The organism is Streptomyces sp. A5-4 (genome assembly GCF_051131715.1).
Taxonomy (GTDB): domain Bacteria; phylum Actinomycetota; class Actinomycetes; order Streptomycetales; family Streptomycetaceae; genus Streptomyces.
The window spans coordinates 8,318,888-8,333,319 of sequence record NZ_CP178591.1 but is presented as its reverse complement, the minus strand read 5'-3'; the positions used below and the strand labels follow the sequence as shown (position 1 = coordinate 8,333,319).

Here is a 14,432-nt window from a genome sequence, read left to right as displayed (position 1 = left end):
GGGGCCCGGCCGGGAAACGGCCGGGCCCGCCGTCGTTGTGGCACCCGAGGACTTGCGCCACGAAAGCCTCGGCCCCGCTGCCGGGTACCGGGAAGCAGCGGCGCCGCCACGGCGATGCTCGTTGTACGCGCCCGATCCCGGCAGCCACCTGCCCCGGCTGCCGGCCCACTCGCCGGTTCAGCCGATCTCTTCCAGTGGCAGTCCGGTGTAGTTCTCGGCGAGCTCGGCGGTGGCGGGCCCGGAGGCCGCGAGGCGGTGCAGCCGCGCCAGATGCACGCGCTCGTCGAAGGCGTCGTCGTCCGGCCGGCTGTGCAGCATCGTCGTCATGTCGTACGAGAACCGGGTGGCCTGCCATACCCGCCGCAGGCACACATCGGAGTAACCGTCCAGGAGTTCGGCCGAACCGGTGCGCCGGTGGTGCTCGAAGGCGCGGGCCAGGACGCGCACGTCGGACACGGCCAGATTCAACCCCTTGGCCCCGGTGGGCGGCACGATGTGCGCGGCGTCCCCCGCCAGGAAGAGCCGCCCGTACCGCATCGGCTCGGTGACATGACTGCGCATCGGCGTCACCGACTTGGCGGTGACAGGGCCGCGCGCCAGACGCCGGCCCCCGTCGACGGCGAAGCGCCGGTCCAGCTCGTCCCAGATCCGCTCGTCGGGCCAGTCGGCCGGGTCGGTGCCGTTCGGGACCTGGAGGTAGAACCGGGAGACGGTGGGCGAGCGCATGCTGTGCAGGGCGAAGCCGCCCGCGCCCCGCGCGTAGATCAACTCGTCGCAGGAGGGCGGGACATCGGCCAGGATGCCGAGCCAGGAGTAGGGATAGGAGCGCTCGTACGTACGGCGCACGGCGGCCGGAATCGCGGCGCGGGCGATGCCGTGGAAGCCGTCGCAGCCGATGACGTAGTCGCACTCCAGCGTCTGCTCCCGGCCGCCGTGGGAGAACCGGACCACGGGACGGTCGGACTCCGGCTTCTCGACGGCCAGAGCTCGCGCCTGGAAGAACAGGGGTGGGCCTTCGGCCAGCTGGAGCGCGATCAGGTCCTTGACGACCTCCGTCTGCGCGTAGACCATCACGGACCGCCCACCGGTCGCCGCCGGGAAGTCGACGCGGTGGCTCTGCCGGTCGAAGCGCAGCTCGATGCCGTCGTGCACCAGCCCTTCGGCGTCCATCCGGGCGCCCGCGCCGCAGGCGCGCAGCGCGTCCACGGTGCCCTGTTCGAGAATCCCGGCGCGCTGGCGCTGTTCGACGTAGTCGCGCGTCCGGTTCTCCAGGACGACGCAGTCGATTCCGGCGGTGTGCAGCAACCGGGCGAGCAGCAGTCCGGCCGGGCCACCCCCGATGATCCCCACGGTGGTCCGCATGCCTTCAGCGCTCCAGTACGAGGGCGAGGCCCTGGCCGACTCCGATACACAGTGCGGCGAGGCCCGTGCCGGAGCCGACGGCGGCCAGCTGATGGGCGACGGACCCGGCGAGTCGGGCTCCGGACGCGCCGAGCGGATGGCCGATGGCGATGGCCCCGCCGCGCGGATTGACGACGGCGGGGTCGAGGTCCGGCCATTCGGAGAGGCAACCGAGCGACTGGGCGGCGAACGCCTCGTTGAGCTCGAAGGTGGTGAGGTCGGCGAAGGTCCGGCCCGCCTTGGCCAGTGCGCGCCGGACCGCCTCGACGGGTCCGAGGCCGAAGAGCTGCGGCTCGATACCGGTGACGGCGGAGGCGCGGATCCGGGCGAGCGGCTCACGGCCGGTGGCACGCAGCCCCTCGTCGTCGACGAGCAGCAGCGCGGCGGCGCCGTCGTTGAGCGGTGAGGCATTGCCCGCCGTGACGCTGCCGTCCTTGCGGAAGGCGGGCTTCAGCCTGGCGAGGGCATCCATGGTCGAACCCTCCCGGATGCACTCGTCCCGCAGGAGATCCACTCCGTCGTACGGGACGACCTCGCCGTCGTAGAGCCCCGCGGCCCAGGCCTCGGCCGCCTTGCGGTGGCTGGCGAGCGCGAACGCGTCCTGCTGTTCGCGGGTGATGGTGTGCTTGTCGGCGATCAGCTCGGCGCCCTCACCGAGTGGCACCGTCCACTCGTCGGGCAGCCGCGGGTTGGTCATGCGCCAGCCCAGCGTCGTCGAGTGGAGCTGCTGGTGCCCGGCGGGAAAGGCGCGCTCGGGCTTCTGGAGCACCCAGGGCGCGCGGGACATCGACTCGACGCCACCCGCGACGGCCACCGAGGCGTCGCCGAGCGCGACGGCGCGCGCCGCCTGGATGACGGCTTCCAGGCCCGAGCCGCAGAGCCGGTTGACGGTGACTCCCGGGACGCTCGCGGGGAGCCCGGCGAGCAGGACGGCCATCCGCGCCACGTCGCGGTTGTCCTCGCCCGCGCCGTTGGCGTCGCCGAAGTAGACGTCGTCGATGCGGGAGGGGTCGAGGTCGGGGCTGCGGTCGACGAGCGACCTGACGACGTGCGCGGCGAGGTCGTCGGGGCGTACACCGGAGAGCGCACCGCCGAACTTGCCGATCGGGGTGCGGACGGCGTCGACGATGTAGACGTCCCGGATGCTCATCGAATTCTCTCCCGCGCTGGTGATGTGTTCGCCCAGTGAACTATCGTTCATATTCGACCTCGCCCGAGTCTCTGCCGAGCACTGTCCGCTGTCAACGGGTCAGCGGGTCAGCGGGTCAGCGGTCTGCCAGGAGGAACCCATGAGGCGTCCCGCGCCGGACAGCGCACCGCACACCCCGCCGCCCGCCGAGTCCGTGGGCCCGCTGGAGCGCGGGCTCACCGTGCTGCGCGCGCTGGCCGCGCCCGGCGCCGACGACCGGATGCGGCACAGCGATCTCGTACGGTCGACGGGCCTCGCGCGCTCCACCGTCGACCGGGTGGTGTCCACCCTGGACCGGCTCGGCCTCGTGCGCGGCGACGGGCGCGAAGTGGCCCTGACCCCGAGGGTGCTGGAGCTGTCCGGGGCCTATCTGACTGCGTGTGGGATCCCGGCGGCGCTCGGGCCTGCGGCGGAGCGGCTCGCGGACGAGCTCGACGAGTCGGTGTCGGTCGCGGTGCCGGACGCCGGCGGCGCGAGGTTCGTCCTCCAGACCACACGGCGGCGCACGATGTCGCTCGCCCTGCGGATCGGCGATCTGCTGCCCGCCGAACGGTGCGCACCCGGCGCGCTGTTCGCGGCGCGCTGGGACACGGGCGGGTGGGACGCCTGGCGGGCCCTACGGAACGCCGATCCGTCGGCCGCGCACTTCACCGCCCTGCCGCCGGCCGCCCGGCCACAGGCGCCGGGCGCCTTCGAGGAACGGGCCGCGCGGGCGGCGGGCGAGGGCTGGGCGGGCGACGACCAGCTGGTCGAGCCCGGGTTGGTCGCGGTCGCCGTTCCGGTGCGCGACGCGGCGGGTGCGACGGTGTGCGCGGTGAGCGTCGCGAGCCACACCAGCAGGCACACCCTGGACTCACTGCGCGGCGCCGTACTGCCCCGACTGCGCGCGGTGCGCGCCGAGTTGGAGGCGGCGCTGGCGGCGCCCCACCCGACGCCGGGAATCACGGCCGGGGCGACGGGCGCTCCGCCCGGCACGACGCCGGACGCCGCGGCGAACACCTCGGCGGCGGCGAAGCGTGAGCTCGGGCCCGGTTTCCTGCAGTCACTGGCGCGCGGTCTCGCCGTCCTGACGGCGCTCGGCGCGGACCGCGGCGACGGGATGACGCTGACGGAGGTCGCCGGGGCGACCGGGCTGGCCAGGGCGACGGCCCGGCGCTCCCTGCTCACCCTGGAGCATCTGGGGTACGTCGGGTACGCCGCAGCGGACCGGCGGCGGTTCCGTCTGTTGCCGCGGGTGCTGGAACTGGGCTGCGCCCGCCTCTCGGGCCTGGGGCTCGCCGAGATCGCCCAACCCCATCTGGCCACGCTGGCCGGGCGCGTGCACGAGTCGGCGTCGCTGGCGGTGCTCGACGGATCCGACATCCACTATGTGGCGCGCGTCCCGACGGTGCGCATCATGAGCGTGAACATCACGGTGGGGACGCGCTTTCCGGCGTACGCCACCTCCATGGGCCGGGTGTTGCTGGCTGGGCTCGCCCCCGGGTCCCGGCCCCTTCCGCCGGACGTACTGCCGGCGCTGACTCGGCACACCGTGACCTCGCGCGCCGCGCTCGACGCGATCATCCAGCGGGCCGCCGACGAGGAACACGCCCTGGTGGACGAGGAGTTGGAGGAGGGCCTGCGTTCACTCGCCGTGCCGGTGCGGGACAGGAGCGGGCGGACGGTGGCCGCCGTCAACGTGGCGAAGCACGCGGGTCACGGCACCCCGGAGGAGATGCGCCGGGCGCTACTGCCCGCGCTCCACGAGACGGCGAGGCTCATCGAGGCGGACCTGCGCGCGGCGTCCTCGGTCACCGGACGAAGCTGAAGCCGAAGGGGGCGCCCTTCAGCCCGTACGCCCCGCCGGCCCGATCACCTCCCGGACCGCGCACCCTCACGCCGACCACTCCCGGCCCACATGCCCCGTCCGGCCCGATCACCCTCCGCTGCCGCGGGTCCTCACGGCCGCGCAACCGCTCCAGATCCGCGCCCCTCCCCCACCTCGTCAGCTGGACTCCCGGGCAACGGCCGTGGCGCCCATCAGGTCGTGCCGTTCGGGCTCCGCCCCCGGCTCCTGTACCACCCGGTCCAGGAAGTCCGCCAGGTACTGCCCGGTCGTCATCTCCACATGCACCGTGCTCAGTCGGGGCCGCAGCAATTTGCCGAGCAGCAGATCGTCCGCGCCCATCACCGCCGCCTCCCCCGGCACGTCGACACCCTCGTCCTGCAAAGCCCGCATCAGGAGTTGGGCGTACTCATCGTTGTACGCGAAGACCGCGTCGAGTCCGAGCGTGCGCCAGCGCCCGGCGAGGGCCGCCGCCGACTCCTCGTCGTACCTCATCTCCAGCTGCTCCACGTACACTTCGCTGCCCGCCAGGGCCCCCCGAACGCCCGCGAGTCGCGGCTTCGAGAACAGTTCGAGGCCGGGCTCGCCGGGCATCACGACGCCGATCCGCCGGTATCCGCGCTCCAGCAGATGGCCTCCGGCGGCCCTGCCCACCTCCCGCTGGTCCATGACCAGCGCGTGGGCGCCCTCCACCCGCTGGGGGCCGAGCGTTATCACGGCCTTGGCGCCCGAGCGTTTGAGCACCTGGACGCCCTGGGGGGTGAGGGCGATCTCGCCGAGCGAGAGAACCGCGACCGGGCGCAACTCGGCCCAGGCGCGGGCCGCTTCGTCGCCGCCGAGGCCGATGCTCGCGTACTGGACGACGGTGTAGTCGAGTCGGCGCAGCGCCCACTGCAGCTCGTTGAAGAACCGGCTGTAGAGCGGGCCGACCGGAACGTGCGCCGTGGGCAGGAGCACGATCCGGGTGTGCCCGGCGCGCAGGCTCCGGGCGGCGGCGTGCGGCACGTAACCCAGTTCCTCGGCGGCCTCCCGGACTCGGCGGCGGGTCGGCTCGCTGATCCGCACGGCCGAGGTGTTGTTCAGTACGTACGAAACCGTCGCGCGCGAGACGCCCGCCAGGCGCGCGACATCGGTGCTGGTCGGGACAGGTTGTTCGGCGGTCTTCCTCGGTGTCTGACTCATCGCGTTCGGCATCTTTCCAGACCGGTGCGGCTCCAGGTCTGGCGGATGGCCTGAATCAAGTGCTACACAGTGCCTACACAGGTCACTGACACGTGTAACCACTTCTGGATCTCCCCATCCGCTCGTCTCCGTGCCAGCCCCCGGAGACACTCCCCTGGAGGGCACTGTGGCCCTTTCCTCTCCCGGCACCGGCACCACCGATGCCGGCTCCACCAGGTCGCCCCGGCCGGGCCGCGGCCTGCTGCCGCTGCTCCTCGTCGGCAACACCGCCATGTACGCCCTGTACATCGGGGTCGGCGGCGTACTGCTCGCTCTGCAGGTCGAGGCTGTCGATCCGGCCGACAAGGTGACCAACCTCGGCCTCGTCGCCGGCGTGTCGGCGATCTTCGCGACGGTCTTCAATCCGGTGGCGGGTGCGCTCTCCGACCGCTCGGGGCGGCGCAACCCGTGGATTCTCGGCGGCGGGCTGCTCGCCGTCCCGGCGATGTTCCTGCTGGGCAGCGTGCACACGATCCTGCTGATCACCATCGCCTGGTGCCTGAGCCAGGCCGTGATGAACGTCTACCAGGCCGCGATCACCTCGGTCGTCCCCGACCGCGTCCCGATGACCGCACGCGGCAAGGCCTCGGCCGCCGTCGGCCTCGGGCTGCCCTTCGGCAGCACCATCGGCGCACTCATCGGCGCGGCCTTCTCCAACGACTACCGCACCGGCTATCTCGTCTTCGGCGCACTCGTCGCCGCCGCGGCCGTCCTGTTCACCACCTGCACCCGCGAGCAGCGCATCCCGGCCCGGGAGTCCCTGCCGGTACGGGACCAACTGGCCGCCTTCGCCGGCGCGTTGAAGTCCCACGACTTCCGCTGGGCCTTCATCGGCCGCGCCCTGTTGGTCCTCGGCTACTTCGCGGTGAACGGCTTCCTGCTCTACATCATCAAGGACCACACCGTGCTGCCCGCCGGGCTGCGGGCCGAGGAGGCGGTGGCGATCCTGATGCCGGTCAGCAGCGTGGCCATGGTCGTCTCGACCGTCCTCGGCGGCTACCTCTCGGACCGGTTCGACCGGCGCAAGCTCTTCGTGGGCGCCTCGGCCGCGCTGTCCGCCGTCGCCCTGGTCATCCCGGCAGTGTCGACGAGCTGGACCGCGATGCTCGCCTTCGCCATCGTCAACGGGCTGGCCTTCGGCTGCTACATGGCCGTGGACACGGCGCTGGTGACGATGGTGCTGCCGAAGGCGGAGAACGCCGCACGTGACATGGGCGTACTCAACATCGCCAACGCGGGGCCGCAGATCGTTGCCCCGTTCATCGCCTCGGTGGTCGTCAGCGTCGGCGGCTACACCAGCCTCTTCCTGGTCGCGGCGGTTCTGGCGGTGCTGGGCGCCCTGGCCGTGCGCCCGATCCGCACCGTCCGCTGACCCCGGCGGCCCCCTGATCCTGCCGCCGCCCGGCCGGGGCGCTCCGCGGACCGCGGCCGTACAGGGCCTAGCCTCGTCCGGATGACGACACTTCACGAGCCGGCCGACGCCTCCGCCGATCTGCCCGGCCGCGGCGGTCCCACCGCGACGACCGAGGCCGCGCCCCGCGGTATCGGTCCCGTCCGCACCTCCTACGCACCGGACCGCGACGGGGATCCCGATCCGGGCGAGATCGTCTGGACCTGGGTGCCCTACGAGGAGAACGACGGGCGGGGCAAGGACCGGCCGGTCCTGGTGGTCGCGCGGGAGGCCACCGGCACACTGCTCGCCGTGCAGCTCTCCAGCAAGCGCCACGACCAGGACCGCGAATGGGTGGCGATCGGGGTCGGGCCGTGGGACGCGGCGGGCCGCGAGTCCTGGGTCGCCGTGGACCGGGTGCTGCGGGTGCACGAGGAGGGCATGCGACGCGAGGCGTGCGCTCTGGACCGGCCGCGCTTCGACCGGGTCGTCCGGCGGCTCAGGGAGCGTTACGGCTGGAGCTGAGCGGCCGGAGGTGTGCGCCGGCCGTCCATGGGGCACATGTGCGCGCGGGAACCGCGAGGCCACCGACAGCTCCCGGCCACCTTTTGCGGTGGCTGCATCTCCGCCGGAGGGGCACTCTTGTGCGAGGCGATCGCAGTGGCTTAGGTGGAGTGCGGTGCCCGACCCGGGCCCGGGGCGGGCTCGGGCACGAGCTCTCACAAGGAGGAAAAATCCATGCCCACAGGGCCCACAGGGAATTTCATCGAGGGCGACCCGCCGGTCACGGAGACAGAGGCCGAGGCGTTCCTTCGCGGTATCTGTTTCAAGACGGGGCCGCCTCGCGCCGTCGGCGTCGAACTCGAATGGCTCGTTCATGAGCTGCATCTCCCCCAGCTCCCCGTAGAGCCCGCCCGCGTCGAAGCGGCCCACACCGCCCTGCGGGCGCTGCCGCTGGATTCGGCCCTCACCTTCGAGCCCGGCGGCCAGGTCGAGCTCAGCTCGATCCCTGCCCCCTCCCTGATGGCGTGCATCGACTCCGTCGACGCCGATCTGGACGCCGTACGCGCCGAGCTGCGGGCCCGGGACCTCACCCTCAGCGGCATCGGCACCGACCCCTGGCATCCGGCGCAGCGGCTGCTGCACGAGCCCCGCTACGACGCGATGGAGTCGTACCTCGACCGGACCGGGCCCGAGGGGCGGGCCATGATGTGTTCGTCCGCCTCCGTACAGGTCTGCCTGGACGCGGGCGAGGAGGAGCCGGGTCCGCTCGGGTACGGGCGGCGCTGGCTGCTCGCGCATCTCCTGGGCGCGGTACTGATGGCGGCCTTCGCGAATTCCCCGTTCCACCACGGGCGGCGCACCGGCTGGCGCTCCACGCGCCAGGCCCTGTGGACGGAGATCGAGCCGGGACGTTCGCTGGCGCCGCCGCAGGATCTGGAGCCGCGCGGCGCGTGGACCCGGCGTGCGCTGGACGCTCCTGTGATGTGCGTGCGGAGCGGGAACGGCAAGCCGTGGGACGTACCGGAGGCGCTGTCGTTCCGCTCCTGGATACGCTCCGGCACGCCGAGGCCGCCGACCCGCGCGGACCTCGAATACCACCTGACCACGCTCTTCCCGCCGGTACGGCCGCACGGCCACATCGAACTGCGCATGATCGACGCGCAGCCGGGCGAGAGTGGCTGGATCATTCCGCTCGCGGTGACCACCGCGCTCTTCGACGACCCGCAGGCCTCGGAGATCGCGTACCGGACCGTGAAGCCTCTGCGGGAGACGGCCGGGTCGATGCCCGCGCCGCGCAATCCGCTGTGGCTCAACGCCGCCAGGTACGGGCTGGCCGACGCCGAGCTGCGCGCCGCCGCCGAGATCTGCTTCGAAGCCGCTCTCGACGCGCTCCCGCGGCTCGGCGCGTCCACCGCCGTGCAGTGCGCCGTCGCCGAGTTCACCGAGCGCTATGTCGTCCGCGGCCGATGTCCCGCCGACGATCTGCTCGACTCCGCTCCCGGGAAGGACATCCGCACATGAGCGACCCCACCGGCCCCACGGAATCCGACGGCCGGGCCGGCCCGGATGCCCTTCGGGCCCGCGCCGTCGAGGCGCTGCTCGCGGCCCGCGAGCGTACCGCCGTCCTCACCTCGTGCGTCGACGACGGCGAACTGACCGCCCAGCACTCTCCGTTGATGTCGCCGCTGGTCTGGGACCTGGCGCACATCGGCAATCAGGAAGAGCTGTGGCTGCTGCGGAACGTGGCGGGGCGCGAGCCGATGCACCCCGAGATCGACTCCGTGTACGACGCCTTCGAGCATCCTCGGGCGGCACGCCCGTCACTGCCGCTGCTGGCCCCCGCCGATGCCCGGCGGTACGCCTCGGACGTACGCGGGCGGGTGCTCGACGTCCTGGAGCACACCCCGCTCGAGGGCAGCCCGCTGCTGGACGCCGGTTTCGCGTTCGGGATGGTCGCGCAGCACGAGCAGCAGCACGACGAGACCATGCTGATCACCCACCAGTTGCGGCGCGGGCCCGTCGCCCTCACCGCTCCCCCGCCCCCGGGGCCGACGGGCGGGACGACGGCGGGCAAGCCGGAGGAAGTGCTGATCCCCGGGGGCCCGTTCACGATGGGCACCTCCACCGAACCATGGGCTCTCGACAACGAGCGGCCCGCGCACCACCGCTTCGTCCCGGCGTTCCTCATGGACACCACCCCGGTGAGCAACGGGGCGTATCTGCACTTCATCGAGGACGGCGGGTACACCGACGGGCGTTGGTGGACCGACGAAGGCTGGGCCCAGGTCCGGACGAACAGGCTCGCGGCGCCGCTGTTCTGGCACCGAGAGGGCAGCCAGTGGCTGCGGCGGCGCTTCGGTGTCGTGGAGCCCGTCCCCGAGGACGAGCCGGTCATGCATGTGAGCTGGTACGAGGCCGACGCGTACGCCAAGTGGGCCGGCCGACGGCTGCCCTCGGAGGCCGAGTGGGAGAAGGCGGCCCGCTACGACCCGGTGTCGGGGCGCTCGCTGCGCTATCCGTGGGGTGACGCGGATCCCACACCGAGGCGGGCGAACCTCGGCCAGCGCCACCTCCAGCCGGCTCCGGTGGGTGCCTACGCGGACGGCGAATCGCCTTTGGGCGTCCGGCAGTTGATGGGTGACGTCTGGGAGTGGACGTCCAGCGACTTTCTGCCGTACCCCGGCTTCACGGCCTTCCCGTACCCCGAGTACTCGGAGGTCTTCTTCGGCAGCGCGCACAAAGTGCTGCGCGGCGGTTCCTTCGCCGTGGACCCGGTGGCCTGCCGCGGCACCTTCCGCAACTGGGACCTGCCCATGCGCCGCCAGATCTTCTCCGGGTTCCGCACGGCGCGCGACGCGCAGGACGCCTGATGTGCCGGCATTTCGCGTGCCTGGGGCCGCCGGTGCCGCTGGGTGAGCTGCTGATCAAGCCCGTGAACGGCTTGTACCGCCAGGCGTGGGAGCCGCGCCTGCAGCGGTATGGAACGGTCAACGCGGACGGCTTCGGAGTGGGTTGGTACGCCAAGGGCGACCCGGTGCCGGCCCGCTACCGGCGTTCGGGGCCCATGTGGGCCGACGCGCCCTTCGCCGACCTGGCCCGGGTCGTGCGCTCCGGGGCGGTGCTCGCGGCTGTCCGCGACGCCACCGATGCGGGTTCGGACGGGGAGGCCGCGGCGGCGCCGTTCGCCGCCGGGCCCTGGCTGTTCAGCCACAACGGGGCGCTCAAGGGCTGGCCCGGGTCCGTGGCCGCGCTCGCCTCGGCGCTACCCGCGGCCGAGTTGCTGGCGCTGGAGGCGCGCTGCGACTCGGCGCTCGTCTGGGCCCTCGTGCTGCACCGGCTGCGCGAAGGCGACGAGTTGGGGCAGGCCTTGGCCGACACCGTCGTCGAGCTGGCCGCCGCCGCCCCGGGGTCGCGGCTGAACCTGCTGCTCACGGACGGCGAGACGGTCGCGGCGACCACCTGGGGCGACACCCTGTGGTATTTCGCCGAGCCCGGTCGCCGCACCATCGTGGCCTCCGAGCCGTACGACGACGATCCGCACTGGGTGGAGGTCCCCGACCACACGCTCCTCGCCGCCACCCGCACCGATGTCCTGCTGACCCCGCTCAAGGAGCCCACTGCGTGAGCCCGTTCCTGCTGACCCGCACCCTGCCCGAGGACGCGACGGACGCCGATCTGCGCGCCGACGTGCTGCACGGACTGACCCGTACGCCCAAGGAGTTGCAGCCCAAGTGGTTCTACGACGCGCGCGGCAGTGAGCTGTTCGAGGAGATCACCCGCCTTCCTGAGTACTACCCGACGCGCGCGGAGCGGGAGATCCTGATCGCCCGCGCTCCCGAGATCGCGACGGCCACGCGTGCGTCCACCCTGATTGAGCTCGGCTCGGGGTCCTCCGAGAAGACGCGGCATCTGCTGGACGCGCTGCCCGCACTGCACAGCTATGTGCCGGTGGACGTGAGCGAGAGCGCCCTGACCCTGGCCGCGGAGTCGCTGCTCGCCGAGCGCCCCGGCCTGTCCGTGCACGCGCTGATCGCGGACTTCACCCGCGGCCTGGCCCTGCCCGGGACTCCCGGGCCGCGTCTGGTGGTCTTCCTCGGCGGCACGATCGGCAATCTGCTGCCCGGCGAACGCACGGCGTTCCTGGCATCCGTGCGTTCGCTCCTCTCACCCGGTGACGCGCTCCTGATGGGCACGGACCTGGTGAAGGACGAGGCCACGCTCGTCGCCGCGTACGACGACGAGCAGGGCGTCACCGCGGCGTTCAACAAGAACGTCCTGTCCGTCATCGACCGTGCGCTCGGTGCGGACTTCGACCCGGCCGACTTCGACCATGTCGCGGTGTGGAACGGCGAGAACGAGTGGGTCGAGATGCGGCTGCGGGCCCGCAGGGCGCTCACCGTGAAGATCCCGGAGCTGAACATCGCGGTGTCCTTCGAGGCCGGCGAGGAGATCCGCACGGAGGTCTCGGCGAAGTTCCGCCGCGAGGGGGTGCGCGACGAACTCGCGGCGGCCGGAATGGAGTTGCGGCACTGGTGGACCGACGAAGCGGAGCGTTTCGCACTGTCGCTCGCGGTGGCTTCCTGAGCCGGGGTCAGCGGGCGGCCAGCATCCGGGTGATCTCCTCGGATGCTGCCCTCGCGGCCCCCGCCGGGTCGTCTCCGGTCAGCGCCTGTGTCATGTAGATCTTGATGGGGTTGTCCGCCTCGACGGCGGCCCACCGCGGCGAGTTGGGGGGCGTACGTCCCTGTGCGGCCCCCGCCGCCATCGCCGCGGTGCCCTCCTGGCCCTCGACGACGTTCGCGAGGGTGGTCTTGTTGGGCACGTAGCTCATGGCCCGGGACAGCTCGGTCTGCCACTTCTCGCCCGCCAGTGCCTTGACGACCTCGACGGCGGCGTCCTGGGCGTCGGACTTCTCCGGGACGATGAGGTCGGAGCCACCGGCCAGGACGGCGCCCGGCCGGGCCTCGCTCTTGCCGGGGATGGGGAAGTAGCCCAGCTTTCCCCTGAGTTCAGGGTTGCGCTGCTCGATGATCTTCGCGGCGCCCGGTATGGAGACGATCTGGGCGACGTCGCCCTCGGCGAAGACGTCCGCCTGCGGAGGCGTGGCCTCGTCCGCGCCCTTGGGGCCCGAGCCCAGGGCCTGCAGCCGCTGGTAGAAGTCCATCCCCTTGAGGGCGGCCGTGGTGTGCAGGGCCCCCTCCCAGTCGCCGCCGGTCTCCTCGGCCAGCTCACCGCCCTCGTCCCAGACGAAGCCCGCGAGGGTGTACCAGTCCTGACCCGCCAGATAAATGCCCTGCGTGTCGGCGGAGTTGAGCGCCGCAGTGTCGGTCAACCACTGGTCGCGGGTCACGGGCGGCTTCGCGATTCCCGCTTCCTCGAAGAGGTCCTTGTTGTAGATGACGACACGGTTGGCGGCGTACCAGGGGATGCCGAACTGACGGCCGTTGATGCTGCCCGGGTCGGCGAGACCCGGCAGCCAGTCCTTGCTGCCCAGTTCGCGCACCGATTCCGCGCTCAGGTCACGCAGTCCGTCGCCTTCGGCGTACTGCGCGACCTGGGTGTTGCCGACCTCGATCAGATCGGGGGCTTCGTCGCTCCGCAGAGCCGCGGTGACCTTCTCGCCGATGCCGGTCCACTCCTGGATCTCGATGTCCAGCTCGATGGAGTCGTGTTCCTTCTCGAATTCCTCGGTGAAGCGGGCGAGGAATTCGTCGGAGACGCTGTCCTTCATGAGCCAGACGGTGACCGTCCGGGTGTCCTCGTCGGCGCCCGGCAGCAGGCCGCACCCGGTGAGGGCCACGGCGGCGAAGGCGGTGGATCCGGCCAGAAGTCTTGTTCTCGCATAGGTCACGATGTCCAGAATTGGCCTGGACCAATGGTGGGGTCAAGAGTGGGGACCCACATTTTCTTCACCGGTTCCCCATCTCGCGCACGGGCGGCGGGTGGGGCACGGTGGGTACGAGCATCGACGGAAGGGCCCCTCGGGGCAGGAGCAGCAGAAGCAGAGGGAGAGCCGCATGACCGACCACACCTACCGGGTCACGGAGATCGTCGGCACCTCGCACGAGGGCGTCGACCAGGCCATTCGCAACGGCATCGACCGGGCGTCGCAGACCGTGCGCAATCTTGACTGGTTCGAAGTGACCCAGGTCCGCGGCCACATCGTGGACGGCGAGATCGAGCACTACCAGGTGGGCCTGAAAGTCGGCTTCCGGCTGGAGGCGGGCGACGACGCGGGCGAGGGCACGGACGCCTGACCGGGGCCCCGCCCATCCGGTGCGCACTCGGATCGGACCGGACCGGATCGCGCTCCGAGTCAGGTGCGCACCCGGATGGGCGACGTCCGCCGATCAGGTGCGCCCCTCACGCTCCTGCGCATCCTTGAGGGCCTCCGACGCGGCTCCCCACTGGGCGCGCACGACCGTGAAGCCCGCCTGTCGCGCGGCGTCGCAGACCAGCTCGTCGTCGTCGACGAGCACCCGGATCTCCCGGTCCCGGGCCAGCTGCTTGAGGACGTGCAGCTTGGTGTGGCGGGCGGGCCGCCGGTCGTTGTCACGGCGCATCCAGATCCGCCCCTCGGGCAGCCCCTGCGCGCCGAGCCAGGCGAGGGTGTCGCGGCGGCACCGCTCGGGTCGGCCCGTGAGGTAGACGACCTCGCACTCCTCGGCGCTGTCGAGGGCCATCCGCACGCCCGCGGGCAGCGGCGGATCGTCCGGAGCCGCACCGAAGAATCCGTCCCAGTCGCGCGGCTTACGGTCCAGGAAGCGCTGACGGTGCGCGGTGTCCGCGAGTGTTCCGTCCAGATCGAATACGGCCAGTGGCCTGCTGCTCGGCTTCACCCGGCCACCCTAATCCGCGTACTCGGACGCCCCGGCCGACACCGGACCCGGGCTGCGGGAATC

13 protein-coding genes are annotated in these 14,432 nt (G+C 72.1%); 8 read left to right on the top strand and 5 right to left on the bottom strand.

Annotated elements, in window-relative coordinates:
• Positions 1 to 177: 177 nt before the first annotated feature.
• Positions 178 to 1,362: a 4-hydroxybenzoate 3-monooxygenase gene (locus ACLLJJ_RS38945; RefSeq protein ID WP_434599472.1), complete on the bottom strand. Its 1,185-nt coding sequence runs from the start codon at positions 1,360 to 1,362 to the stop codon at positions 178 to 180.
• Positions 1,363 to 1,366: 4 nt separating this feature from the next.
• Positions 1,367 to 2,551: a thiolase family protein gene (locus ACLLJJ_RS38940; RefSeq protein WP_434599471.1), complete on the bottom strand. Its 1,185-nt coding sequence runs from the start codon at positions 2,549 to 2,551 to the stop codon at positions 1,367 to 1,369.
• A gap of 139 nt (positions 2,552 to 2,690) precedes the next feature.
• On the opposite strand from ACLLJJ_RS38940, the gene ACLLJJ_RS38935 reads away from it, so the two are divergent.
• A complete protein-coding gene (locus ACLLJJ_RS38935) occupies positions 2,691 to 4,397 on the top strand; it encodes an IclR family transcriptional regulator domain-containing protein (protein ID WP_434599470.1) in 1,707 nt (568 codons plus the stop codon).
• A gap of 177 nt (positions 4,398 to 4,574) precedes the next feature.
• On the opposite strand, the gene ACLLJJ_RS38930 is transcribed toward ACLLJJ_RS38935, so the two are convergent.
• Positions 4,575 to 5,597, bottom strand: a complete 1,023-nt coding sequence (locus ACLLJJ_RS38930) for a LacI family DNA-binding transcriptional regulator (RefSeq protein ID WP_434599469.1) — start codon at positions 5,595 to 5,597, stop codon at positions 4,575 to 4,577.
• 166 nt (positions 5,598 to 5,763) lie between these two features.
• Here ACLLJJ_RS38930 and ACLLJJ_RS38925 point away from each other — a divergent pair, with 166 nt between their 5' ends.
• The 6 genes from ACLLJJ_RS38925 (at position 5,764) to egtD (ending at position 12,114) form a co-directional block, all read left to right on the top strand.
• A complete protein-coding gene (locus ACLLJJ_RS38925) occupies positions 5,764 to 7,008 on the top strand; it encodes an MFS transporter (RefSeq protein WP_434599468.1) in 1,245 nt (414 codons plus the stop codon).
• Positions 7,009 to 7,089: 81 nt separating this feature from the next.
• Complete coding sequence (locus tag ACLLJJ_RS38920; protein ID WP_434599467.1) at positions 7,090 to 7,551, top strand: type II toxin-antitoxin system PemK/MazF family toxin; 462 nt, start codon at positions 7,090 to 7,092, stop codon at positions 7,549 to 7,551.
• 213 nt (positions 7,552 to 7,764) lie between these two features.
• Positions 7,765 to 9,051: an ergothioneine biosynthesis glutamate--cysteine ligase EgtA gene (gene egtA / locus ACLLJJ_RS38915; protein WP_434599466.1), complete on the top strand. Its 1,287-nt coding sequence runs from the start codon at positions 7,765 to 7,767 to the stop codon at positions 9,049 to 9,051.
• Positions 9,048 to 10,400: an ergothioneine biosynthesis protein EgtB gene (egtB, locus tag ACLLJJ_RS38910; RefSeq protein ID WP_434599465.1), complete on the top strand. Its 1,353-nt coding sequence runs from the start codon at positions 9,048 to 9,050 to the stop codon at positions 10,398 to 10,400. Before egtA ends, egtB begins: the two co-directional genes overlap by 4 nt.
• Positions 10,400 to 11,155 carry an ergothioneine biosynthesis protein EgtC gene (egtC, locus tag ACLLJJ_RS38905; protein WP_434599464.1) on the top strand — a complete coding sequence of 252 codons (756 nt, stop codon included), beginning with the start codon at positions 10,400 to 10,402 and terminating at the stop codon, positions 11,153 to 11,155. The genes egtB and egtC overlap by 1 nt, the downstream gene beginning before the upstream one ends.
• Positions 11,152 to 12,114, top strand: coding sequence for an L-histidine N(alpha)-methyltransferase (gene egtD / locus ACLLJJ_RS38900; protein WP_434599463.1), 963 nt, complete (start codon positions 11,152 to 11,154; stop codon positions 12,112 to 12,114). Before egtC ends, egtD begins: the two co-directional genes overlap by 4 nt.
• Before the next feature lie 7 nt (positions 12,115 to 12,121).
• Here egtD and ACLLJJ_RS38895 read toward each other — a convergent pair whose 3' ends face one another.
• Positions 12,122 to 13,381 carry an extracellular solute-binding protein gene (locus tag ACLLJJ_RS38895; RefSeq protein ID WP_434599462.1) on the bottom strand — a complete coding sequence of 420 codons (1,260 nt, stop codon included), beginning with the start codon at positions 13,379 to 13,381 and terminating at the stop codon, positions 12,122 to 12,124.
• A gap of 166 nt (positions 13,382 to 13,547) precedes the next feature.
• On the opposite strand from ACLLJJ_RS38895, the gene ACLLJJ_RS38890 reads away from it, so the two are divergent.
• Positions 13,548 to 13,787, top strand: a complete 240-nt coding sequence (locus ACLLJJ_RS38890) for a dodecin (RefSeq protein WP_434599460.1) — start codon at positions 13,548 to 13,550, stop codon at positions 13,785 to 13,787.
• Positions 13,788 to 13,880: 93 nt separating this feature from the next.
• On the opposite strand, the gene ACLLJJ_RS38885 is transcribed toward ACLLJJ_RS38890, so the two are convergent.
• Positions 13,881 to 14,369 (bottom strand): LNS2 domain-containing protein, encoded by a 489-nt coding sequence (locus ACLLJJ_RS38885; protein ID WP_434599459.1) that lies wholly within the window; start codon positions 14,367 to 14,369, stop codon positions 13,881 to 13,883.
• Between the last annotated feature and the right edge of the window lie 63 nt (positions 14,370 to 14,432).